At 32.5% G+C, this 23,856-nt stretch carries 24 protein-coding genes and 1 pseudogene; 10 read left to right on the top strand and 15 right to left on the bottom strand.

Annotated features, from left to right (window positions below; genetic code table 11):
* Nucleotide 1 precedes the first annotated feature (1 nt).
* Nucleotides 2-1,396: a sensor histidine kinase gene (locus NNH57_RS21575; RefSeq protein WP_074406697.1), complete on the bottom strand. Its 1,395-nt coding sequence runs from the start codon at nt 1,394-1,396 to the stop codon at nt 2-4.
* A gap of 232 nt (nt 1,397-1,628) precedes the next feature.
* On the opposite strand from NNH57_RS21575, the gene NNH57_RS21570 reads away from it, so the two are divergent.
* From NNH57_RS21570 to NNH57_RS21545, 6 genes are all read left to right on the top strand, one after another.
* On the top strand, nt 1,629-2,531 hold the full coding sequence (locus tag NNH57_RS21570; protein WP_074406698.1) for a geranylgeranylglycerol-phosphate geranylgeranyltransferase: 903 nt from the start codon (nt 1,629-1,631) through the stop codon (nt 2,529-2,531).
* Between the two features lie 3 nt (nt 2,532-2,534).
* Entirely contained in the window at nt 2,535-3,116 is a 582-nt protein-coding gene (locus NNH57_RS21565; RefSeq protein WP_108807654.1) for a Maf-like protein, read from the top strand.
* Nucleotides 3,117-3,266: 150 nt separating this feature from the next.
* Complete coding sequence (locus NNH57_RS21560; RefSeq protein WP_159099197.1) at nt 3,267-3,428, top strand: hypothetical protein; 162 nt, start codon at nt 3,267-3,269, stop codon at nt 3,426-3,428.
* A 275-nt stretch (nt 3,429-3,703) separates the two neighbouring features.
* Nucleotides 3,704-4,654 carry a septum formation inhibitor Maf gene (locus NNH57_RS21555; RefSeq protein WP_074406700.1) on the top strand — a complete coding sequence of 317 codons (951 nt, stop codon included), beginning with the start codon at nt 3,704-3,706 and terminating at the stop codon, nt 4,652-4,654.
* A 36-nt stretch (nt 4,655-4,690) separates the two neighbouring features.
* Entirely contained in the window at nt 4,691-4,978 is a 288-nt protein-coding gene (locus tag NNH57_RS21550) for a 4a-hydroxytetrahydrobiopterin dehydratase (RefSeq protein WP_074406701.1), read from the top strand.
* A gap of 171 nt (nt 4,979-5,149) precedes the next feature.
* A complete protein-coding gene (locus NNH57_RS21545) occupies nt 5,150-5,872 on the top strand; it encodes a YebC/PmpR family DNA-binding transcriptional regulator (RefSeq protein WP_108807655.1) in 723 nt (240 codons plus the stop codon).
* A gap of 102 nt (nt 5,873-5,974) precedes the next feature.
* Here NNH57_RS21545 and NNH57_RS21540 read toward each other — a convergent pair whose 3' ends face one another.
* Complete coding sequence (locus tag NNH57_RS21540; RefSeq protein ID WP_108807656.1) at nt 5,975-6,847, bottom strand: hypothetical protein; 873 nt, start codon at nt 6,845-6,847, stop codon at nt 5,975-5,977.
* A 246-nt stretch (nt 6,848-7,093) separates the two neighbouring features.
* Between NNH57_RS21540 and NNH57_RS21535 the strand changes: the two genes are divergently transcribed.
* A complete protein-coding gene (locus NNH57_RS21535; RefSeq protein WP_234423351.1) occupies nt 7,094-7,594 on the top strand; it encodes a hypothetical protein in 501 nt (166 codons plus the stop codon).
* On the opposite strand, the gene NNH57_RS21530 is transcribed toward NNH57_RS21535, so the two are convergent.
* The 4 genes and pseudogenes from NNH57_RS21530 to NNH57_RS21515 all read right to left on the bottom strand — a co-directional run bounded on the left by NNH57_RS21530 (nt 7,591) and on the right by NNH57_RS21515 (nt 11,598).
* Complete coding sequence (locus tag NNH57_RS21530; RefSeq protein WP_074406705.1) at nt 7,591-8,145, bottom strand: 1-acyl-sn-glycerol-3-phosphate acyltransferase; 555 nt, start codon at nt 8,143-8,145, stop codon at nt 7,591-7,593. The two genes, NNH57_RS21535 and NNH57_RS21530, sit on opposite strands and share 4 nt — an antisense overlap.
* 24 nt (nt 8,146-8,169) lie before the next feature.
* Nucleotides 8,170-9,231, bottom strand: a complete 1,062-nt coding sequence (locus tag NNH57_RS21525) for an iron-containing alcohol dehydrogenase family protein (RefSeq protein ID WP_234423352.1) — start codon at nt 9,229-9,231, stop codon at nt 8,170-8,172.
* A 78-nt stretch (nt 9,232-9,309) separates the two neighbouring features.
* Nucleotides 9,310-10,014: pseudogene (gene kdsB / locus NNH57_RS21520) on the bottom strand (3-deoxy-manno-octulosonate cytidylyltransferase); the annotation flags it as partial.
* Between the two features lie 156 nt (nt 10,015-10,170).
* Nucleotides 10,171-11,598 carry an ATP-dependent DNA helicase gene (locus tag NNH57_RS21515; protein ID WP_108807657.1) on the bottom strand — a complete coding sequence of 476 codons (1,428 nt, stop codon included), beginning with the start codon at nt 11,596-11,598 and terminating at the stop codon, nt 10,171-10,173.
* A gap of 136 nt (nt 11,599-11,734) precedes the next feature.
* Here NNH57_RS21515 and NNH57_RS21510 point away from each other — a divergent pair, with 136 nt between their 5' ends.
* Genes NNH57_RS21510 through rsmD form a run of 3 tightly spaced genes read left to right on the top strand, consistent with a single transcriptional unit; the run spans nt 11,735 to nt 13,723 of the window.
* A complete protein-coding gene (locus NNH57_RS21510) occupies nt 11,735-12,379 on the top strand; it encodes a type II secretion system protein (protein WP_074406708.1) in 645 nt (214 codons plus the stop codon).
* Nucleotides 12,360-13,184 (top strand): DUF3822 family protein, encoded by an 825-nt coding sequence (locus NNH57_RS21505; protein ID WP_074406709.1) that lies wholly within the window; start codon nt 12,360-12,362, stop codon nt 13,182-13,184. Before NNH57_RS21510 ends, NNH57_RS21505 begins: the two co-directional genes overlap by 20 nt.
* Nucleotides 13,185-13,186: 2 nt before the next feature.
* Nucleotides 13,187-13,723, top strand: a complete 537-nt coding sequence (rsmD, locus tag NNH57_RS21500; RefSeq protein ID WP_074406710.1) for a 16S rRNA (guanine(966)-N(2))-methyltransferase RsmD — start codon at nt 13,187-13,189, stop codon at nt 13,721-13,723.
* A gap of 28 nt (nt 13,724-13,751) precedes the next feature.
* Here the strand turns inward: rsmD and NNH57_RS21495 are convergent, their stop codons facing one another.
* From NNH57_RS21495 to NNH57_RS21455, 9 genes are all read right to left on the bottom strand, one after another.
* Complete coding sequence (locus tag NNH57_RS21495; protein ID WP_074406711.1) at nt 13,752-14,207, bottom strand: hypothetical protein; 456 nt, start codon at nt 14,205-14,207, stop codon at nt 13,752-13,754.
* 265 nt (nt 14,208-14,472) lie between these two features.
* Entirely contained in the window at nt 14,473-15,375 is a 903-nt protein-coding gene (locus tag NNH57_RS21490) for an aldo/keto reductase (RefSeq protein ID WP_074406800.1), read from the bottom strand.
* Nucleotides 15,376-15,417: 42 nt separating this feature from the next.
* Complete coding sequence (locus tag NNH57_RS21485; RefSeq protein WP_373419373.1) at nt 15,418-18,342, bottom strand: glycoside hydrolase family 3 N-terminal domain-containing protein; 2,925 nt, start codon at nt 18,340-18,342, stop codon at nt 15,418-15,420.
* 7 nt (nt 18,343-18,349) lie between these two features.
* The gene (locus NNH57_RS21480; protein WP_074406712.1) at nt 18,350-18,835 is read right to left on the bottom strand and encodes an ABC transporter ATPase; all 486 of its coding nucleotides are present in this window, start codon (nt 18,833-18,835) and stop codon (nt 18,350-18,352) included.
* Between the two features lie 112 nt (nt 18,836-18,947).
* The gene (locus NNH57_RS21475; RefSeq protein WP_074406713.1) at nt 18,948-19,739 is read right to left on the bottom strand and encodes a (Fe-S)-binding protein; all 792 of its coding nucleotides are present in this window, start codon (nt 19,737-19,739) and stop codon (nt 18,948-18,950) included.
* A 45-nt stretch (nt 19,740-19,784) separates the two neighbouring features.
* The gene (locus NNH57_RS21470) at nt 19,785-20,231 is read right to left on the bottom strand and encodes an HAD family hydrolase (protein ID WP_074406714.1); all 447 of its coding nucleotides are present in this window, start codon (nt 20,229-20,231) and stop codon (nt 19,785-19,787) included.
* Nucleotides 20,232-20,311: 80 nt separating this feature from the next.
* Nucleotides 20,312-21,637 (bottom strand): 4Fe-4S dicluster domain-containing protein, encoded by a 1,326-nt coding sequence (locus NNH57_RS21465; protein WP_074406715.1) that lies wholly within the window; start codon nt 21,635-21,637, stop codon nt 20,312-20,314.
* A gap of 6 nt (nt 21,638-21,643) precedes the next feature.
* Complete coding sequence (locus NNH57_RS21460; RefSeq protein ID WP_074406716.1) at nt 21,644-22,594, bottom strand: MlaD family protein; 951 nt, start codon at nt 22,592-22,594, stop codon at nt 21,644-21,646.
* An 86-nt stretch (nt 22,595-22,680) separates the two neighbouring features.
* Nucleotides 22,681-23,805 carry an N-acetylmuramoyl-L-alanine amidase family protein gene (locus NNH57_RS21455; protein WP_074406717.1) on the bottom strand — a complete coding sequence of 375 codons (1,125 nt, stop codon included), beginning with the start codon at nt 23,803-23,805 and terminating at the stop codon, nt 22,681-22,683.
* Between the last annotated feature and the right edge of the window lie 51 nt (nt 23,806-23,856).

Here is a 23,856-nt window from a genome sequence, read left to right as displayed (position 1 = left end):
ATTAAATTATTGGTATGGTTATTTTAAAATCTGTTCCTTCTTCGGGTTTACTTTCAATATTAATTTCTCCCTGGTGTGCTTTAATAATTTGATTGGTATAGAACAATCCCAGACCTAATCCCTTTACATCATGTATGTTTCCTGTTGTTACTCTATAAAATTTTTCAAAAATCTTATGATGTTCTTTTTCAGAAATCCCGATCCCATTATCACGAATCGAAATTGTATATGTATCGTTTTTACGTTCTGTTCGTATTCTAATTTCGACTTTTTCTTTCCCGTATTTCACAGCATTTTCCAGTACATTAAATAATGCTGTGGTAAATAGAAATTTATCGATATAAAGATTTACATCTCTAAATTCTATCTTCATACTTACGTCGACTTGCTTATCTTTAACCGATACCTTAAAATCCTCTACAACTTCTTTAAAATACTTAGCATCCAAAACCTGTTCTTTACTCAAAATGATTTCTTCCGATCCCAAAGTATTATTCATTACCTGATCAATTAGTTTCTGCAATCGGTTATTCTGTCGATCTAATATATCTAATGCACTAGAGAATATTTTTGGTGAATTTTGGGTCTCTTTGCTCCTTAAACTTTTCGAAGCAATACCCAAAGTTGCCAAAGGAGTTTTAAGCTCATGAGTAATGTTATTTATAAAATCATTGCGCACATCAGCTATTTTCTTTTGTCTAATTACAGTTTTAATCGAATAAAAAAGTAAGACAACTACAAATAGTAACAATATAACAGAGAATAAAAACAGGCTTGCCATTTGCCCAAAAACTATTCTTTTCCATCCAATAATACTAATCGAATCTACTGTTCGAATTTCGAGATTAAGTTGAGTTTTTATAATTTCAACACCACTATCATCCTCTATATCTTGTTCTGTAAACCATCTACCACTACTTATCACATTACCTTCTTCATCAGGAAAATCTTCTCCGAACAGAAAGTAATTACTCTCTTCTTTTGCTTTAAAAACGGTATCTAAAAGGTTATTATCATGAATAATAATACTCTTTATTGTTTTCTTATATTTTAACTCATATCTCAGATTAACCTTACCAATTTCTTTTTTATAATATTCATTAAATATATTATTTAACGAATCTGTAAAAGGCTTGAAACGTTCTATAGTTTCATTTTTAAGAAGATTATTCTTTCTATATTCTATCAGGTTCTTTGTTAGCTGATTATACCAAAGTTCTGCTATAGAATCCATTTCTTTAGTATTATCTATACTCGAAACAGCCTTCTTGGTTTCTTTAATAAACACATCCTTTTTAAGCTGGTACGTGTTATAAATCAAATACCCCTGAATACCAGACAATGCCAATAAGGTTAAAATAGATGTAATAATGAGTATGTTTATCTTTTTCTTCATTAGTGATATACAGCTTATTTATTTTTTAATACCTATTCGTTTTTTGATTGATGATGATTCCAAAAGTATAGCAAACATCCTTTTATTCAATAAAATCAGCCTTCATTAACCCTCTATTAACGTTAATACACCTCTTCACTACTATAAAAACAAGGCTTTCAAGTATCTATGTTAATAGGGCTAAAATTGGTATTAATTATTACATTTGCTGACTAATTAACCAATCACCTCTATGCTATCTTATCTGAAGCTTATAAAATTTGATAACTTACTTATAATTGCTTTTGCACAATTATGTCTTAAATATGGCCTTTTTGAACCCTTTAATATTGCTATTACCTTAAATGGCTTGGGTATTGCTATTTTGATGGCGGCAACATTTTGTATTGCTGCTGCAGGAAACATAATTATCGAAATTTACAATCAAGAAGATACCGGTGTAAAAGGTGTATTATATGATTCTATAACCGAAAAATCGGCCAATCGATTATTTATTATTCTTAATGTAATTGGTGTTCTTATTGGATTTTACTTAGCTAACCTTATTAACAGGCCAGGTTTTGCTGCATTATTTATAGTAATTTCTGGAGTATTTTACATCTACGCTTCTTATTTAAAAGAAATCATTGTTCTTAAAAATTGTATTCTCGCACTACTTATAGGATTAAGTTTGATTGTCGTTGGGATTTTTGATCTTCTTCCTGCTATCACCGAAAAGAATAGAGCATCACAAACCGTTATTTTTTCTATTATTTTAGATTATTCAATATTTGCATTTATGATTATACTCTTAAGAGAAATTATAAAAGATTGTCTGCACATAGATAGAGATCATAATTTAGGAATTAGAACCATCCCAATAGTTCTAGGTAAAAATCGAACAACAAAATTAATCGGAGTATTAACATTGCTTCCAATTATATCTGTAATTTATTACATATATAATTATCTTTTTTCTAACAGTAAAGCTGTTATTTTTGTACTGATACTTATTGTTGCTCCTTTACTCTATTTTATGATCAAAAGCTTTAGTGCCGAATCAGATCAGCAGTTTAAAAGATTAGCATTGCTTTTAAAGATAATTTTATTTGGTGCATCTATTTCTTTGTTATTTTATCAATTTGTTTTAGTATAACATATGTTAAAAGATATATTAAAAGGTAAAAATATAATTCTTGCGTCTGGTTCTCCTAGAAGGCAACAATTTTTTAAGGATCTGGACCTGGATTTTTCAATACAATTAAAAGAGATTGAAGAGGTTTATCCTGATCATCTTAAAGCCGAAGAAATTTCGGATTACCTTGCTAAGCTTAAAGCAAATGCTTTTACAGATTTACACCCCAAAGATATTTTAATCACTAGTGATACCATTGTTTGGCATAAAAACAATGCCTTAGGTAAGCCAAAAAACCTGATAGAAGCTTCAGAAATGATTAATTCTCTATCCGGAGATACGCATGAGGTTATTACTTCGGTGTGTTTTAAGACAATCAATCAGATCATTGTAGTGCATCAAACCACCAAGGTTACTTTTAAGGAGTTATCTCCAGAAGAAATCGAATATTATGTACAAACTTATAAGCCTCTGGATAAAGCCGGAGCTTATGGGATACAAGAATGGATAGGTTTTATTGGTATATCCAATATAGAAGGGAGTCATTTTAATGTAATGGGGCTCCCCACACATCTTGTCTACGAAACATTAAGACAGCTAGCCTAAAAGTACCATCTCAATAAATTTAGCACATAGAATATATTAATTTTTTAATTAATATTTCTTATCGTAACAAAATGTTAAATGAGGTTTTTCCGTAATTACCTGGTTTTTATTTTGTTTATATTTCTTTAATTATTTTTAAAACTTAATATTATGCTAAAGAATCTCTTAAACCTGGATGGTATCAAAACACTTAACAAAACAGAACAAAAATCTCTAAAAGGAGGTTGGACCTATGTTATGTGTCACTCTTGTGATCAATATTTACCACCAGGATACGTGTGTATGAATCAGGTTTTTTGTGGGCCTAACTAATACCATATAAAAAATTAAAAACGGGATTTAAGTATCCCGTTTTTCACTTTTAAATTGTGAAGTATTTTCTAAACTGTCTTTATTAATTTTTGCCTGTTCTCTCTCTCATTCTTATAAGTAGATTTCTCTCTATACCAAAAAACATTCTTAACTACTCATTACATTAGATAATTTCTCATTCATTTGTCAATTATAAAGGTTAGATAGTTACTGAAACGTTAACAGTACTTGCCAAATCCAAGGTTTATTGTAATTTGCTATATAAAAACGTTATCATGAAAAAGTCAATACTACTGTTCGCTTTATTAGGCGTATTAGTCTTTATTGCTTGTAGCAATATTAAGGCAGACGAAGTGAGCAAAGCCTCTACAACTGAAGAGGTCATTAAAGAAAAGGTACCACCTGCAAAAACGCTCTCCGAAGATTTTAAGAAATACTGGTATGCTGGTGAAGCAGAAATATCATCATATCAACTAGAACAAGCTCGATATGGTGAAATAAGAAAAGGAACCGCGGTTCTTATTTATGTTACTGAAGATTTTTTACCAAAAAAACAGGTGAAAGCAGATCGCCAAAATACAAATAACATACCCGTTCTAAAACTTAATGCTACCAAAAAATTTAATACAGGAATCTACCCATATTCTGTGATGCAGAGCACATTTTATCCTGTGGCAGATAACCGACATGCTATTAAAGTATCTAATTCGATGCAGGAATGGTGTGGTCATGTATATGCGCAATTAAATAACAGAAAACAATTCGAGATTACTTCGCATTCCTATTTTGAAAATGAATCAGATCAGGATTTTAAATTAGACAAAGCTATTTTAGAAAATGAACTTTGGACAAAAATCAGAATTAATCCTGATGCATTGCCACAAGGAGATCTACAAATTATTCCTTCTTTTGAGTATTCTAGATTAAGGCATAAAGAAATCAAAGCATACTCGGCTAAAGCATCTATACAAAAAGACACTGATACTAATACATATACGATAGAATATCCCGAACTCGATAGGAGTATCAGTATTACTTTTAACGCCTCTTTTCCTTATGAAATTGAGCATTGGACAGAAACCTATAAAAGTGGGTTTGGGCCAAATGCAAAGAAGCTTACTACAAAAGCAACTAAAATCAAAAGTATTAAATCTGCCTATTGGGGTAAAAACAGTAATAAAGATGAAGTCTTGCGTGATGAATTAGGGCTTACAAATCAAAAATAAACATTAAGTAACTTACAACTAACTAATACAATACTAATGGTAAAATTATCAGAATCTGAGATAAAAGAAAAACTAAACGACATAGATGGTTGGGAATACCATGATAATGCTCTTCATACCACTTTTGAATTTAACGATTTTAAAGATGCGTTCTCTGTCATGACTCGTATCGCTTTTGAAGCCGAACTACAACAACATCATCCCGACTGGTCTAATGTTTATAATAAATTACATATTAGCCTTTCTACTCATGATGCTGGTGGTATAACCGAAAATGATTTTAATCTTGCAAAAACTATAGATAACATTATCGAAGGAGAATAGTTATTGAACTCATTTTAAATCAAAAAACAAGTATCAAATTCTAAGGTCAAAACTTCTTGTTTTACTTTTTGAATTTTGGTACTTTAGGCGTAATCAAAATTGATCGTACACAAACATTTGTCAAAAACTTGGTTTCTACTTATGTTTGTATTTAGATTTTAAAATTAGCATATGGGAAGAGCTTTTGAATTTAGAAAAGCACGTAAGATGAAACGCTGGTCGGCAATGGCAAAAGCGTTTACTCGAATTGGTAAAGATATTGTAATGGCAGTAAAAGAAGGTGGACCTGACCCAGCTTCTAACTCTCGTTTAAGAGCAGTGATCCAGAATGCCAAATCTGTGAACATGCCAAAAGATAATATCGAAAGGGCAATTAAAAAGGCATCTGATAAAGATCAAGGCGACTATAAAGAAGTTCTTTTTGAAGGATACGCTCCTCACGGAATAGCTATTTTGGTAGAAACTGCAACAGATAACAATAATAGAACAGTTGCCAATATTCGATCCTATTTTAATAAATGCGAGGGTAACCTGGGAACATCAGGTTCTGTAGAGTTTATGTTTGATCATACCTGTAATTTTAGAATTAATAGTGAAGGATTAGATCCAGAAGAACTCGAACTTGAATTTATTGATTTTGGAGCAGAAGAAGTTTTTCAGGATGACGATGGGATATTGATCTATGCTCCTTTTGGAAGTTTTGGAACGATACAAAAGGAATTAGAAAGTCGTGAAATCGAAATTCTATCCTCTGGATTTGAACGTATCCCACAGGTTACTAAAAAAATAACTCCAGAGCAAGCTGCAGATGTAGAAAAATTACTGGAAAAAATAGAAGAAGATGATGACGTGCAGAACGTTTATCATACCATGGAAGAGTTAACTCAGGAATAGCTAGTATTTTTCACTCATTATAGAGAAACAATAGTTTATAAAAAGTATAAAGGCTAGAATAAGGAATATTGATTAACTATAAAAATACTAATTGTTCCTATTTTATTTGAGAATAGCATCTGCTGCCACACTTAACAGATAAAATTGTTTAAATATATCTCCTTTATTCGTAAAACGGTAAAGGTCAAGTTTCATTTTTTCATCATTGTAAAGTTCTATAATACCTTGAGATTCATAGAATTCTTTTACAGTTTTATGAAATCCTTTTAACTTGGAAGGAGAATCTTTCAATTCCAAATATATTTTCCTAAACCCTTTATTATTTGAATGGTTATTAATTTTTTCAAAATCATCAATACTATATCCTTCTCTTATAACGATACTTTTTCTATAATTAGAGGAAAAAATATCGTCATAAGAAAAATCCGATTTAGAATCTTTTTCTTTTAATATACTCAAGCTCTCATTGTGCGTATTTATTGCTTCATTTAATTTATCACGTTCTACTTTCATTTCATGAATAACCTCATCTTTTCCTAAAATTTCCGCTTTTAACGATTCTATTTTATCATTTAGCTCTGACTTATCCTTTAATTTAGCTTTGGTATCCTCTAGATCAATTTCTACTCCAGCTAGCTCAATACTCCTCTTAACTGATTTAATCTTTTGTTTATTCAAAATATTCTTTCTCCATTCAGCTGCAAAATAGGTTATCTTTTCTAATACCCACATTAAATAAGGCAATACTACTATATAACACAAGGTTATTCCTAAGACAATCCAGAATTTAGTCCAGGTTAAGGTATAATAATCTTCAATCTTTTTTATTCTCAACTCTATAATGTCTGTGGAAAAAAATAATATTGATATTGGTTTCCAGTTTACTGTAATTATGGAAAACAAAAAGGCGCCCAAAAACGGATTTTTCAACCTTTCTCTACTTGTTTGAAAAAAAGCAGTTATAATATCTTTCATTGTATACAGGTTTTAAAAGTAGTTTTAAAAATAATCTATTTATTTACAGAAACAAATATGTTTTAATTCTAATTCAATCTTTATGTTAAGAGGGTTACTGTTCTATAAACAAACTATCTAGAAGCAGCTTGACACAACAAATACCTTGGCCCTAAGATATATACCGAATAAGTTTGTTTTATGGTTTCTGAGTTCGTTTTTTGTTATGTTTACTATAATACCCCGACTATAGATAAAATATAAGCTATGAAAAGATTAGCCATACTTCTTCTATTTTCTTTTGCAGGCATAGTACATGCCCAACATATGGATAATACCAAACTAGAGTTAATTATTAAAAAAAATGCAGATACTCTAGATGGCATTCCCGGTAACTGGAAATTTATATACAAAGAGATTCCTATGCTTTGTGTTACCGATAAAACCAATAATCGAATGAGAATTATTTCTCCTATTATAGCATCAGATCGTCTTGATAAAGATTTACTCCTCGACGCAATGACTGCCAATTTTCATTCTGCTCTTGATGTAAAATATGCTATCACCAATAAAATTTTATGGTCGGTTTATATCCACCCTTTAAAAGAACTTACGAATGAACAGGTAAATAGTGCTATATCACAAGTATATTATGCCGCAAAAACTTTTGGTACCACTTTTTCTAGTACAGAGCTTATTTTTGGAGCAGGAAGCGTAAAGGAAAAACCTAAAGATGCTACCCCAGAAGAAAAAATTCATAAATTTTAAGTCCCGTCAAAGCTGTTTTCGGGGACTTTGCCTTTAACATCTTTAAAGAAACGATACATATATTCGAAATCCTTTTTAATATCCTCTGTAGGATAATAAGGATTAGAAACCATACATTGTTTTTTTCCAAAATCAAAAGCGACCATAATAATAGGGATATTTGCAGCTTTGGCAATATGGTAAAACCCTGTTTTCCATTCTTTAACTTTTTTCCTTGTTCCTTCGGGGGCAATGGTTAAACGCAATTCATCCTTTTTTTCAAATAACTCTGCAATAGCTTCAACCTTATTCTGACCAGGAGTTCTATCCAGAGAAATCCCTCCTACTCTTTTAAGGTACCAACCTAATGGCCATTTAAAAAGTTCTTTTTTGGCCAAAAAACTTATCTTAATACCGGCTACTTGTCGTACCAAAAGGCCAATATAAAAATCGTGCCAGCTCGTATGAGGTACTACAATAACAATACATTTTTTTACAGTATCAGCACTGAAATCACCAATAAACTTCCACCCTATAATTTTATGATATATGAAGGAAGAAAAGTATCGCATGAAAATAAAAGATTGAAAAACGATTTACAAAGAACGATAAAGTTCTTTCAACATATCTGTATTTATTTTAGATTTCCAATCGCATCCCAGGGCATTTTCCCAGAGCGGTTCTAAACTTAGTGCGACCTTAGTCATTACATCTAATTGCTCTTCGGTTACATTAGCGCAAACTCCTGTGGGTAAATTGATATTATGAAATTCTTTCATTTTTTTGAACACAGCTACACCTTCAGGATAGTATTTTTCTAATTTATCAAATACGATACAGTTACCTATCCCATGCTTTGTACCTAATACATATGCCAGCCCATAACTCATCGCATGAGCAACACCAACCTGAGAATATGCAATACTCATCCCGCCATGCCAGGAAGCCATCATTAATTTTGCATCTACCTCTTCTTTGTTTAGGTTATTTTCGAGAAAAATCTCTTTGCATAAGTCTAAGGCTTTTTCGCCATAGCTCTGGCTAAATGCATTTAAATACGTTCCGTCTAGTGATTCAATACAGTGAATATAACAATCCATACCCGTATAGAACCATTGATCTTTAGGAACATCTTTTATTAATTCTGGATCTAATACCACCTGATCAAAAGGTGTAAAATCAGAATTGATTCCTAATTTACGTTCGGGTCCTGTAAGTACAGTGGTACGAGATACTTCTGCTCCTGTTCCTGAGATTGTTGGAATCCCAACATGGAATACAGCTTTATTCTTTACCAGATCCCATCCCTGGTAATCTGCAGCACTTCCCGGGTTGGTTAGCATGATCGCTACCGCCTTGGACAAATCCAATATAGAGCCCCCACCTATTCCAATAATTCCACTGGGAACATACTGATAATCATTTCTTATTTTAGTAACTATCTCATCTACCTGTGATGTTTTAGGTTCTTCAACAGTTGACACATAAACTATCTCATCGGTATAAGATAATGGTATTCTATCCTCTATAAACGAGGTATTGTTCTTAAAAACGTCATCTACCAAAAAGATAAAAGGAGCAACACCATTTCGTTCGGGTGAAATAATATCACAAATCTGATTAAAAGCTCCTTTCCCAAATACTACTTTTGGTACCATTGGGAAATTTTTATGCGTAGAAGTAGATTCTTCTGGAGTAATTATAGATTTTGGATTCAATAGATTTTCTTTATTTATTATTCTTTTTGCTCTTTCTAAATCTTCCGGGGTATCAATTTCTACACCTTCGTGGTGCGTTTCAACCATTTTAATATTTTTACCATATTCGAGATATCGAATACATTCTATTTTCTCTGAAGCTTCCAAAGAACGCATTGGTAAACGGTAAAAATCTAAAATAGCTTGTTTCTTAAACGCATAAACACCTTTATGTTTATGGTAAACGTGGTTTATTTCTTTATCTCTTGGGTATGGTATAGGTGCACGAGAAAAATATAATGCATAATTATTTTCATCCACAATGACCTTTACACTATTAGGATTCATGATATCATCCCAGTCATCCATAGGAGTCATTAGACTAGCTAAGTCTATACGATCAGAATCTTCCTGATAAAATACGCTTAGCACTTTTTCTAAACTTTCTCTATCGGTAAAAGGTTCATCTCCCTGGACATTTACTACAATATCAACATCCATGTCTTCGACTGCCTCGGCTATTCGATCACTACCACAGCTATGTTCCTTCTTACTCATAATAGCTATACCACCATGAGAAGTAATTTCTTTATATATAACATCGCTGTCGGTAACTACATATACGGCATCAAAAAGTCCTGAATTTAGGGTCGCTTCATACGTTCTTCTTATAACGCTTTTCCCTTCTAGGTCCTGCATTAGCTTGCCAGGAAAACGCGTGGCAGCATACCTCGCAGGTATCATTGCGATAGTTTTTAGAGTATTTTTGTTCAAAATTTGTTGCTTTTCTAGAGTTGCAAAAATAACTTTTTTAAATCAATTTTCGGGCCAACCATTATATTTAGTTTCATAATTTATTTAAAAAAAACTAAACTACACTATACATATGTTATGCAAATTTTAGTTTTCAATAAAAAAATCATCTTTAAATCCTATTAAATATAACTTTTTCTTAGCTCTGGTAACAGCAGTATACAACCATCTCAAATAATCTTTATTGATCCCATCGGGAAGATAAGGCTGCTCTATAAAAACATTATCCCATTGCCCTCCTTGTGACTTATGACACGTAATGGCATAAGAGAATTTGACTTGCAAACTATTAAAAAACTTATTATTCTTTACTCCCATAAACCGTTTGTACTTCGATTTCTCATCTTCAAAATCTTTTAGGACTTCCTGATACAATTTATTTGATTCTTCATAAGATAAAGATGGAGTTTCTGATGTTAATGTATCTAATAACAAAACCGTTTCAAAAGGTTTTTGATTTGGATAATCAACCATACTAACATTAACTATAGCAAACCGAAATCCATACAATTCTTTTATAGAAAAAATCTCTAAAATTTTAATTATATCTCCATTAGCAATGAAACCAGCTTCACTTTTGTTATCCAGCCAAAAATAATTATTCTTAACCACCATTAAATAATCACCGGGTGACAGTTCTTCTTCCTGAAAAAGTATCCTTGAGCGAATCTGCTGATTATAAATATTAGCTCTTTTATTAGAACGAAGTATAATCACTGATTCTTCGTGTCCTACACTAGCATATGCTTCATTTAATGCATCCATAATCTCATGGCCGTCAAAAAACCGAACTACATCTGGATATCCTGACACCTGAAACCGAAAAGAGTCATAAAAACCATCATTAATTGTTTCTCTTAGCTGGGTAGCATTCATTAAAATGCCACTATTCTCTGCTTGTCGTACTACTTCGTCTAACTCTATCTGGGTAACCTCTTTATTAAATCCCATTGCAAGGTTATTAGGATCGAGTGCCGGGCTTACTTCTAGTTTTACTGGCGGTAATTGCGCAGTATCCCCAATAAAAAGGATTTTACAATTAAATCCAGAATACACATACATCATTAGATCATCTAGTAAAGATCCGTTTTCGAACAATTTACTATCACTGGGTGTGTCTGGTATCATAGAAGCTTCATCTACAATAAAAATAGTATTACGATTTTTATTTTGTTTTAATTGAAAAGCTAATCCCCCACTTTTATCCTTTTTGGGATAATAAATATTCCTATGTATGGTTTGAGCCTGCTTTCCCGAAAAATTACTAATCACTTTAGCCGCACGACCCGTGGGAGCAAGTAAAACAGCATTTAATTTAGCTTTCCAAAGGTTTTTCACCAAAGATCCTATTAAAGTAGTTTTTCCTGTACCTGCATATCCTTTTAGTAGAAAAAGTGATTCTTTTGCCCCTGATAACACAAAATAAGATAGTTTTTGTAGGACAATATCTTGTTTTATAGTAGGTTCAAAAGGAAAATCTTCTTTTAATAATTCATAAAATTCTTTTTCCTTCATTAAAAAAACTTATCTATATGATTCATATTACTATTAATAAATCAAAGATAGGGATGATTTTTTGGCAATAAACTTTTACGATTAAAAAAAAATTGTAGATTTGCGTATACACTAATGTTTAAAGCTAAATCATAAAATGAAAATTGTTGTTCAATTAGTTCTGTGGGTTATTATAGGAGTTTTAGGATACTTGGTATTCAATTCTGTTAATGGTCCTGTAAAGTTCAATAAAATAAAGCAAGCTAGATATGCAAAAGCTGTTGAAAATTTAAGAGATATTCGTACAGCTCAATTGGCATACAGATCAGTAACTGGAAAATTTACTAAAGATCCTGTTAAATTAGTTGCTTTTATAGATACTGCTAAATTTACACTAACCCAAAGAAGAGATTCTAGTTATATTGCATTTAATAAGATACTTAAAATTGATGAGCCAAGAGATACAGTTATTGTTGATACCCTTGGATATGCATCGGTAAAAGATTCTTTATTTAAAACAGGAAATCATAAAAATATGATTAAAATACCGATCGAAGGTGTTGAATCTAATTTTGAAATGGATGCAGGTTATATTAACAAAAATGATCTACGAATTCCGGTTTTTGAAGCTAAAGTAGCTAAAGATATACTACTACACGATCAGGATAAAGATTTATTAGCTCAAGAGAAAGAAGTACGTTCTGTTGATGAAGTTAATGGAGGATTCCTTTCGGTAGGATCAATGACAGAAGTAATGACTTCTGGTAACTGGCCAAGAACTTATGGTGCAAACGATCAATAATACAATTGATAATACATCAAAAACATTGTCCATTCAGGTAAGCTTGAATGGACTTTCTTTTTGTACCGTAAATACTAATAATCAAATAACATCAATAGCGCATGAATCCTTTGGTATACAATTAACTCCCACACAAGTACTTGATAAAATCAAATATACTTTTGATCACAATCATAATCTAAAAGGAACTTTTGATACTATCGAAGTAATTCATCAAAATGACTTATATACTGTTGTTCCTAAAGCTTTATTTAACGAAGATTCATTAAAGGAGTACCTTAAATTTAATACCAAAGTGCTTCAAAATGATTTTATTGCTTATGATGAATTACACCCTCATAATATAACAACAGTCTACATTCCTTATACCAACATCAATAATTTCTTTTTTGATACATTTGGTTCTTTTACTTATAAGCATTCTAGTACCATTTTAATAAATTCTTTACTTACTCAAGAAAAAAACAGTGAATCTATCACCGTTTTTGCGAATATAAATGATGCTTCTTTCGATATTATAGTAATCAATAAAGGGAATCTGATATTAAGTAATACCTATAAATATCAAACTAAAGAAGATTTTTTGTATTATCTATTGTACACTACAGAACAACTACAACTAAATCCAGAAGAATTTAGTTTAGTGTTTTTGGGAGATATTTCCAGGGATAGTGAGTTTTTCAATATTGCATATACTTATATTCGTCATATACGTTTCGGAAACCTTCTTAAGAAACCACAAGTAACAGAAGATATAACATCTTTTGAGCCTCATAAACATTTTGTATTACTTAGCCATTTTTAGATATGCGTATTATTTCAGGAAAATATAAAGGAAAAAGACTTACAGCACCTAAAAAACTGCCTGTACGTCCTACTACCGATATGGCAAAAGAAGCATTGTTCAATATCCTAAGAAATCAATATAACTTCTCTCAGATATCAATTCTAGATCTTTTTGCAGGTACAGGAAACATAAGCTATGAATTCTTATCCAGAGGAACAGAGGATATAACCGCAGTAGATGCTCACTATGCCTGTCTTGGGTATATCAAAAGCGTAGCAAAAGAACTAGATGCTCCTATTGAGACTATAAAAAGTGATGTGTACAGTTACCTCGAAAAAGTAAAACGAAAAGTAGATATTATTTTTGCTGATCCCCCATATGATTTTACAACAGATCAATTTCACAAAATTGCAACATTAGTTTTTGAAAATGAATTACTAAATGAACACGGGGTCTTGATTATTGAGCACTCTAAACATACCTCTCTCGAGGAATCACCACATTTTAGTAATTCGAGAAAATATGGAGGATCTGTTTTTAGCTTTTTTGAAATATAAATCTACGTAAAAACCTGTATACTACACATTAAGTCTCATTCATTACCGAAGTTCGTATTGAAAATTCATCAATAGTAGTAAGGTTGCTCAAAGAATGAATTTGATGAGCAGCATTATTAATAATATCTTCATAAAAAGCCAAAACTTTTACATCAAAACCAGGGGTATCTTCTGCTGTGATTTTAAATATATCCATTTGATAAATAAAATTATTTAGGATATGATGACTAGAAGAAAGCATAGCTTTATAAATATTTAGTTTAGCATTTTCCATCTTTACTTTTTTAGCATTTTGTTGTGTATCTATAAATAGAAATACAAAAAATACTATTAATGGAATTATCATTTCGTCAAACTCAAATTGTTCTATACTCTCCAATAATGCGATAGCTTTTTCAAACAATTCTAATTCTAAAACAATAGTTGTTACATAAATAAAAACAGACAACACTAATCCGATACATGTTAGTTTATACTTACTCATTAGTTTAAGGTTAGGGGGTTAGGGGAATAACGATTTGTGAAGAATTTAAATGTTACGGTTTACAAATTTTACATGAAATTGTAAATAAACGTTCGATTTTCAATATTAAATATATAGTAAAAAACAGCAACATACAGTAATTTACAAGTATTTTAACATTATGTATAGATCCAATTAACGTGCTCTCCCATGCTTGTAAAGCAAAGAAACTGGCAACCAATTATATATACATTGAGGCATATTTTATAACCAACACAGTCTTCTTCTAAGCTACTTCTTTCCCTGTAGAAGCTTCCCAAACCATAAACCATTCTTCGTCTGTAATATTAATAGCTAAAGCATCTATTGCAGATTTAATACGATTGATTTTGGTTGAACCAATAATTGGAAGAATACCAGAAGGGTGTTTTATGATCCAGGATGTTAGAATCTGGTCAGGGGTAACATTATATTTTTCTGCCAATGCATTTACCACCTTATTAATCCTAATAACTCTATCTTTTGGGTGTTTGGCAAAGAATTTCCCTCCTGCTAATGTAGAATATCCCATGGGCATAATATGCTTGGTAATACATTGATCTAAAGTACCATCTACAAAAGGATCCAGGTGAAGAGAAGATACTTCTATCTGATTTGCTACCAGAGGTATAAACTTATGTAACATTTCAAATTGATGTATCGTAAAGTTTGATACTCCAAAATGCAACACCTTACCATCATTTTTAAGTTGGGTAAAAGCCTCTGCAATCTCTTCTGGATTCATTAACGGGCTTGGTCTATGAATCAAAAAAAGGTCTATATAATCTGTATTTAGATTCTGCAAAGATTGTTCTGCAGAACTTATAATGTATTCTTTACTAGTATTATATGATTTAATAGTAGTATCAGGACGGTTAGGTGTTACTAGTTTAATACCACATTTGGTAACAAGTTGCATTTTTTCTCGAAGAGAAGGTCGTTTTTTAAGCGCATTACCAAATAATATTTCTGTCGTATAATACCCATAGATATCTGCATGATCAAAAGTGGTAACATTTATTGCAAGACAATCTTCTATCAATTCCTGAGCCTGATTTACGGTTAAATTAGCTCCCCATTCTCCCCAATTCATACACCCAGCTATTATACGCGAGCATATTGCATCTTGATTTGAAACCCTGACACTCATATTTTTTAACTTTTGAAAATTATTGTTTTTCTGTTGATACAATCAATAATCTATTGCTTCATAGATCAACCTTTGTATCTCTGAGCGAATATCATGTGATATGAGTTTTCTATTTGCGGCATTAGGAAAAGTACGGTTACTTAAAAAGACATATATCATTTCCTGTTCTGGATCTGCCCAGGTAAAGGTTCCTGTAAATCCACTATGCCCAAAACTAGTCATTGATATACACCCGCAAGTCGGGCCTACATCTCCTAGTTGTGGTTTATCAAAACCTATTCCCCGTCGTACATTTCGATGACAATAATGACATGTATTAAACTCATCCAACGTTTCTTCTCTAAAATATTGCTTACCTCCATAATACCCCTTATTGAGATACATTTGCATGATCTTGGCAATATCATTTGCATTAGCAAATAGTCCTGCATGCCCAGCAATTCCTCCTAACATAGCAGCTCCCTGATCATGAACATACCCATGAACAACTTCGTCTCTAAAGATCTTATCATACTCTGTAGGAACTATTCTTTTTTTTCTGAAACGTGTTAAAGGTAAATATGAGGTATTATTAGCCCCCAATGGCTTATAAAAATGTTGTTGGGTTAGCTTATGCAATGTATTACTATAATGACTTTCTATATATGCTTTTAAAAGATAGTACGGTAAATCACTATACTTATATTTTAATCTATCTCTCAATTCACTATCTCTAATTCTTAGCAGTAAAGAATCCTTCATATCACTTCTGAAATAAAGGTTATTAGTAACTTCTATATTAAAATCTTTAGAGCGACTATTTCGATAATATTTCTTATCCGGTTTTCGGGTAATAGAATCCATTGTTTGCAAATAAAAAGGAATCCAGGCCTTTAATTTTGCATAATGTGACAGCATTGATCTTATGGTAATATTCTCTTTATTAGAACCTTTAAAGGAAGGTAACATCTTTCCTACCTTTGTATTTAAGGAAATTATTCCCTTATCCTTTAACTCTATAGTAAGTGGTAAAGTAGCTAATATTTTGGTTAAAGATGCCAAATCATAAACATCAGATCCTTTAACTTTTCTAAATTTACTATAGGTATGGTACCCATAATTTTTATTAAATACTACTTTTCCTTTTCTTGCAACAATGAGTTGCACACCAGGTGCCATTTTTTCTTTTAGTGCAAAATCTACTATAGAATCAATTCTATTAAGTTTATAAGAATTCATCCCAACACTTTCGGGTAACCCATAAGATAATCTATTTAAGGCCCTCGTATGCAGTCCTGTACCAGCAGGAAACTCTTCTCCGATGCTTACAGGAAGTTTTCCTTTGGCTTCTAACGCTCCAAAAAGTAATTGTGCTGTTTTTTCCTGAGCCACTTTACTATTTTGATAAGACATCACTATCCCTTCAAAATTCGTAGTGGTTAACATATCTAACATTGCATAAGGTCTTGCAAATACACTAAGAACCGTAGTATTTAATCTGGCAATTTCGTATAACCAAACTAATTCTTTATCCTTAAACTTATATTCTGCCCAGGGTGAATCGTTTGATTTATGAAAACCTACAATAACATAATTATAGTTTTTCAATTGTTCTACCATTTCACCCAATTGATTGGCTTTCACCCATTCGACCTGAGTATATTTACTTAATTCTTCATAAAAAGCTTCTCCAGAGTCATCACCAAGAGAAACATAAGCAATTTTTTTCAGGTCAAGGTTCTTAATTGGCAGTGTTGCTCTTTCATTCTTTATAACGGTCAAAGAATTTTCGACCAAATCATGAAACAGCACTTTATTTTTAACACTATTTAGTTCCTCATAAAGAAAACCTGTTTCTACAGGTTGATAGGTGTTAAGGCCTGCTTTATATTTGGCAAATAAGATCTTTCTAACAGAATAAGACAAACGCTCTTCTGTTAAAGCTCCAGAGTAATATGCAGATACTATTTTCTGAGATGCCAACGGTACATCTTCAGACATTAAAAGAATATCATTTCCTGCTAAAAAAGCTGCCAAATCAATATCTCCAGGCGCTTTAAAATCAGAAGCTCCTTTCATATTAAGAGCATCTGTAAAAATTAAACCTTCAAACTTTAAGCTATCTTTTAATACTCCAGAAACTACTTTTTTAGAAATAGAAGATGGATAGTCTGATCTATATTCTAAACTAGGAATATTAAGATGAGCTACCATAATACTAGATAACCCTTCATTAATAAGTTTTTTATATGGGTATAATTCGATACTATCAATTCTTTTGGCATCAAAATTAATAGTCGGCAATGTATTATGCGAATCGGTATCGGTATCACCATGACCAGGAAAATGCTTAGCAGCGGCCAGAATCCCTTCTCTTTGCATTCCTTTCATAAAAGCCAGTGCTTTTTGAGCTACCTTTTCTTTATCTTCTCCAAAAGAACGGTTACCAATTATCGGGTTTTTGGGGTTTGTATTAATATCTACTACGGGTGCAAAATTAATATGGACTCCCATTCGTTTACAATGCCGTGCTACCTGTCTTCCGGTTTCTTCTATTAAATGATCATCTTGTATTGCTCCAAGAGTCATATTCCAGGGGAAAGCTTGTGTCGAATCTAATCGCATACCAAGTCCCCACTCTGCATCAATACCTATTAACAATGGTATTTTGGATAACTTCTGATATTCATTATTTAGTTTAACCTGTCGCTTAGGTCCTCCTTTAGAAAAAATAACGCCTCCGATCATAAACTCTTCGATGAGTCGTTTTATTTTATCTGTTTCTTTTTGGGGATCAGAAGAAGATACATTTACCATAAATAACTGCCCTACTTTTTCCTTAAGGGTCATTCTATTATAAATACTATCTACCCATCTTCTTTGAGTCTCAACATCTTCTACTAATAAAGGATTTTCTGATTGAGCATCAACGCCAAAAGTTATTAGAAAAAATATAAAATAAAAATACTTTTTTATGATCTGCCGCACGTAAATTTTAATTTAAAAAACGGTTATGCCAACTATCTTTTGCAGGGATTTCCCAATTGATTCGATATTCGGCAATATTAGTAACCAGGTTATTGAAAACGATAGTATTTGGGGATACTGATCTATTTTTAGCCATTTTCCTAAAATCTGCAAGAGGTTTATAGGCTACAAATTCTCCTTGTTTAAAAGACACGTTCATCTTGTCCATCAAGTCTACATTATATACTTGTTCTAGTTCCTGAATAAAACGAACAGAAGCATCTATAGAGCATCCAGTTGCCTGATTCACTCCTTGATCTAGTCCAATGGTTATAAATCGTTTATACTTTATTTCATAACCCGCTTTTAGATCAGCACCGTGGGCTGTCCACTGAGTTATAAATTCTTTTATTTTTTTCTCGATCTCTTCCAGTTCATCCAAAGTGAATGACCGATTTGCCTGATAAATCCACACTCGAGATGTTTCCGGAAGGTCATTAAAATCTACCAACATGAGCTATTTTTTACTAAAGTAACAAAAACTATTGCTATTTACGATTATAGAAAAGAGTTAATATGAAAAAACATATTAACTCTAATAAAATTGTGTATAATTAAGAAAAAATCTACAAATCCTGAGCGTTGGCAATAAGTTCGGCCACATCCATCACTTGTATACTTTCTTCTTTTTCTTTACTTTTTACCCCATCTGTCATCATTGTATTACAAAAAGGACATCCGGCGGCAATAATATCTGGTTTGGTTTCTAAGGCATCTTCTGTTCTTTCGACATTAACATCCTTATTTCCAGGTTCTGGTTCTTTAAACATCTGTGCACCACCAGCTCCACAACATAAGCCATTTCGCTTACAGCGTTTCATTTCTACAAGTTCTACTTCTAATTTTCTAAGTAAATCTCTTGGTGCCTCGTATACATTATTTGCTCTACCGAGATAGCAGGGATCGTGAAATGTAATTCGTTTACCTTTAAATTTTCCTCCTTCAACTTTTAATCTACCTTCATCAAGAAGGGATTTTAAGAATTGAGTATGGTGCATTACTTCATAATCTCCTCCTAGTACAGGATATTCATTTTTTAAAGTATTAAAACAGTGAGGACATGCAGTAACTACTTTTTTAATTTCGTAAGCATTCATTACCTCTATATTTGTAACGGCCTGCATTTGAAACAAGAATTCATTACCTGCTCTTTTTGCCGGATCTCCCGTACAGCTTTCTTCGGTACCTAATACAGCAAAATCCACATTTGCATTATGAAGTAATTTCACAAAAGCTTTTGTAATTTTTTTAGCTCTGTCATCAAAACTACCAGCGCAACCCACCCAAAATAAAACTTCTGGTTTTTTGCCTTCTGCCATATATTCTGCCATTGTTGGCACCTTTACTGTCTCACTCATATTATACTATTTAAAGTCTAGGAATACACTCCCAAAACTCATATTTTAATCATGTTTTCCATCATCAAAAACTTCGATCGTCACAACTCTTTCTACCAGTTCTGTAAATTTACCCGTATATCGTGTTGCTTTTACCAGGTGATTATCAATCCAATGATAGTTTCCTCCTCTTGGTTTTCCCATCAAAAGACTGTGATACTTAAAGCCACATTTTCTTAACCATGTTTCGGTCACATCTCTGTGTTCTTCGGTTCTTGAAGTAAAGAAGCATATAACATGTCCTTGATCATACCATTTATTTAATGTAACTAATGCATCAGGAAAAGGCTCACAAGTAACCATTCGCCCTGGTTCTTCATTAGGTACATCTTCGGTTATAGTCCCATCAATATCAATAAGGTAATTCTTGACACCTTCTGGCAGGACCGGACTTACATGCTCTCCTTCTTCTATTTTATCATGCAATAATTTTTCTACTTCTTCCTTTTTCATAATTTCTATTAATTTGTGGTTTAATTGGTTAAAAGTTTTGGTTAAAATTTAATGTATTCTGATTGGTTATTTAATAAAAATTATTCATTGCTCCAGTTTAATCTGTCCATTTGGTTAAACGGCCATGGAGCTCCATTATTTTCTATATTGGTCATCATATTATTTAGGTCAGATGGTGCTGCACTTTGCTCCATTACCAGATAGCGTCTCATATCAATAATAATAGACAATGGGCTAATACTAACCGGGCAAGTCTCTACACAGGCATTACAACTGGTACAAGCCCACAATTCTTCAGGAGTAATGTAGTCATTCAGCAATTGTTTTCCATCATCTACAAAACTACCATTCTTATCAATATTGTCTCCTACTTCTTTTAAACGATCTCTGGTATCCATCATGATTTTACGCGGAGATAGTTTTTTTCCTGTTTGATTTGCAGGGCATTCGCTTGTGCAACGGCCACACTCGGTACACGTATATGCATTTAGCAATTGCACCCAGTTTAAATCTGCAACATCTGATGCTCCAAATTTCTCGGGCTCTCCCTCTTGTTGATCATCTGCAGGAGCAGCAAAAGGATCTGCACTCGGATCCATCATTAATTGCACTTCTTTGGTAACAGCTTCGAGATTATCAAGTTCTCCTTTAGGGTTTAAGTCTCCATAATATGTATTCGGAAATGCCAACAGGATATGTAAATGTTTTGAAAAATATAAATAATTTAAGAACACTAATATTCCTATAATATGCACCCACCAGCATGCTCTTTCTAATACGATTAGAGCTGTTTCTGACATCCCATTAAAAAGTGGAGATATATACTGACTTATTGGGTACGCTCCAGCCTTGATATAATGCTCTGCTCCTAACGCTTGTAGTTGAAGATCTGATGCATTCATTACCAAAAACAGAGTCATCAAAACCATCTCGAAATACAAGATTAAGTTCCCATCATTTTTTGGCCATCCTTTCATCTCTGGATTCCAGAAACGTTTTAATTTAATCACATTACGACGAATCCAAAATAAAACCACCCCTACAAATACAAGGAATGCCAAAATCTCGAATGAACCAATTAAGAAATCATACAATCCTCCTAAAAACGCAAAGATTCTATGCGTACCAAAAATACCATCGATGATAATTTCTAATACTTCTATATTGATGATAATAAACCCTAGATATACAACAATATGCAATATCCCAGCTACAGGTCGTCGTACCATTTTGGACTGTCCTAATGCTATCCTAGCCATATTTTTAAATCGTTCTCCTTTATTATCAGAACGATCTACGTCTTTTCCTAATCGGATATTACGAATGACTTTACGGACATTTTTTGTGAAATATCCAATACCCGCTACCAAAACAAGTATAAATAGGATATTAGGTATGTATTGCATAATGTTTTAATTTATTGAATCTGTTGGTTTTTCGTAAGGAGCATTTTTCTTTCCAAAAACCGAAATATGAACATATCGTTTTGGATTTAATCGTAAATCCTGTATCAGTAATTCTAGTTGTTTACTGGTTTTTTCTAAATTATCATATAATTTATCATCTTTCAGTAATTTTCCAACAGTTCCTCTTCCTGAGTTAATGTCTTTTGAAATTTTCTCAAAATTAGCTAGTACCTTTTCCAGGTCTTTTCCTAATTTGGCTACATTTATCTGAGCCAGGGAATCTGAAACCTTATTAAGATTAGTAGACATTTTATCCAGGTTTGTAAATGTATTGTTTAGCTTTTCTTCATTACCCGAAAGAATCGTATTTAAAGAGTTTGAAGCTCCTTTAAAATTCTTAACTGTTATGCTTAAATCTTTAAAAATAGAATTCAGATTATTTTTATTATCTACATTAAGAATCCCATTAACCGAGTTTAGAAGTGTATCTGCATCTGTAATTGCAGCTTCAAGTTTTTCTTGTAAAGGAGCGAGTTTATCATTTACCAACTCTAGAAGACCTGCTTCTATTCTACCGGGTAGTGTGTCTTTATCTTTTGCTTCAAGGCCTTGTTCATATTTAGGCATTATTGCTAGGGATTTACCACCTATCAAGCCACCTCCATATACTTTGGCCAGGCTATTCTTTGAAAACGAAAAATCACTATCTACATTAAACTCTACAACAAGGTTACCTTTGGCATCTGCAAAACCGATAGAAACCACTTGCCCTACAACCATACCATTTATGGTTACGGGAGAAGAAGGTATTAACCCTTCTACATTATCATAAACAGCATAAAAGGTTCTATCATTTTCTAAGAGATTTTTTCCCTTCAGGAAACTATAGCCAAAGATTAAAAGTGCTATTGCGCAGATTGCTAATATTCCTGTTTTGACTTCTCGAGTAAATTTCAAAATAGATTACATTTTAGGACACAAATTTAGAATAAAAATACATTTCTACTGGTAATTTCCTAAGGAATTATCAGTATTTATTTAGATTAATTCGAAGATGTATCAGCTTTTAAAGCTTCGGTTAAAGGAATCGATTCACTATTACGAAAAGCAACGATAAAGCTAGAATCAAATCCTTTACCCACTGCAATTTCTCTTAATTCCTGTATTAAAGTATAATTAGACGTACTTCCGAAGTAATACTTATAGAGGTCTCCTGTTTTATTTTTAGACAGTTGATCCAAGCCATTAAAATTAAACGATTGTAACTCTATATCACTGGATCCGGCTGCTATTTGCACCTTAAATGTAATATCATCAAACACGCGATCACCATCCATTTTGGCAGTTACTTTGGTTACTTCGGGAGTTTTAGGAGGATCTACTTTATAGATAGCATCAAGGCTCTCTTTATAATCTACAATCGAGGTAGTGATAGATTTTGCCATCTCTCCCTGTCCTTTTTTAGAGTTAAGATATTTTCCTTCACTATTGTTAGTTAGAAAACCTAATTCGATAAGAACACTAGGCATATAGGTTTGATGTAAAACGACAAAACCAGCTTGTTTTACTCCTCTACTCTTTCTGTCTAATGCTTTTTTAAATCTATTCTGCACAAAACTAGCCAGTGTAAGGCTCTGATCCAGATATTCTTCCTGCATTAAAGTAAGTCCGATAATTGATTCTGGAGAATTAGGATCAAACCCATCATAATTAGCTTCGTAATTATCTTCCAGAAGGATTACCGAGTTTTCCTTTTTTGCTACATTAAAATTTTCATTGTTAGCATGTAGTCCTAAAACAAAGGTTTCTGTACCAAAAGCCTGAGAGCGGTGCGAATTGCAATGTACAGATACAAAAAGATTTGCTCCCGCCTTATTGGCAATACTTCCTCTCTCATGTAATTCTATAAAGGTATCTGTTTTTCGGGTATACACTACTTTAAACCTACCATCATCTTCTAAAGCCGCGCCTACGGCCAAAACTACATCTAGTGCAATTTCTTTTTCTTTATAGCCATTTCCTCGGTTGCCGGGATCATGACCACCATGTCCAGCATCCAAAACAACAATAAACTTTTCTTTTTCCTGGGCAACCACATCTGTGTTAAAAACAGATATAACAAACATAAAGACCAATAAAAAAACACTACATACTATACTTCGTCTCATCAACTACAAATAATTTTACTACTAATTTTGAAACATTTCTGTTATGTTTCA

It is taken from the genome of Aquimarina spinulae, from assembly GCF_943373825.1.
Classification (GTDB): Bacteria; Bacteroidota; Bacteroidia; order Flavobacteriales; family Flavobacteriaceae; genus Aquimarina; species Aquimarina spinulae.
Note: the sequence above shows the minus strand (reverse complement) of the source record. Positions and strands in the feature narration are given on the sequence as shown.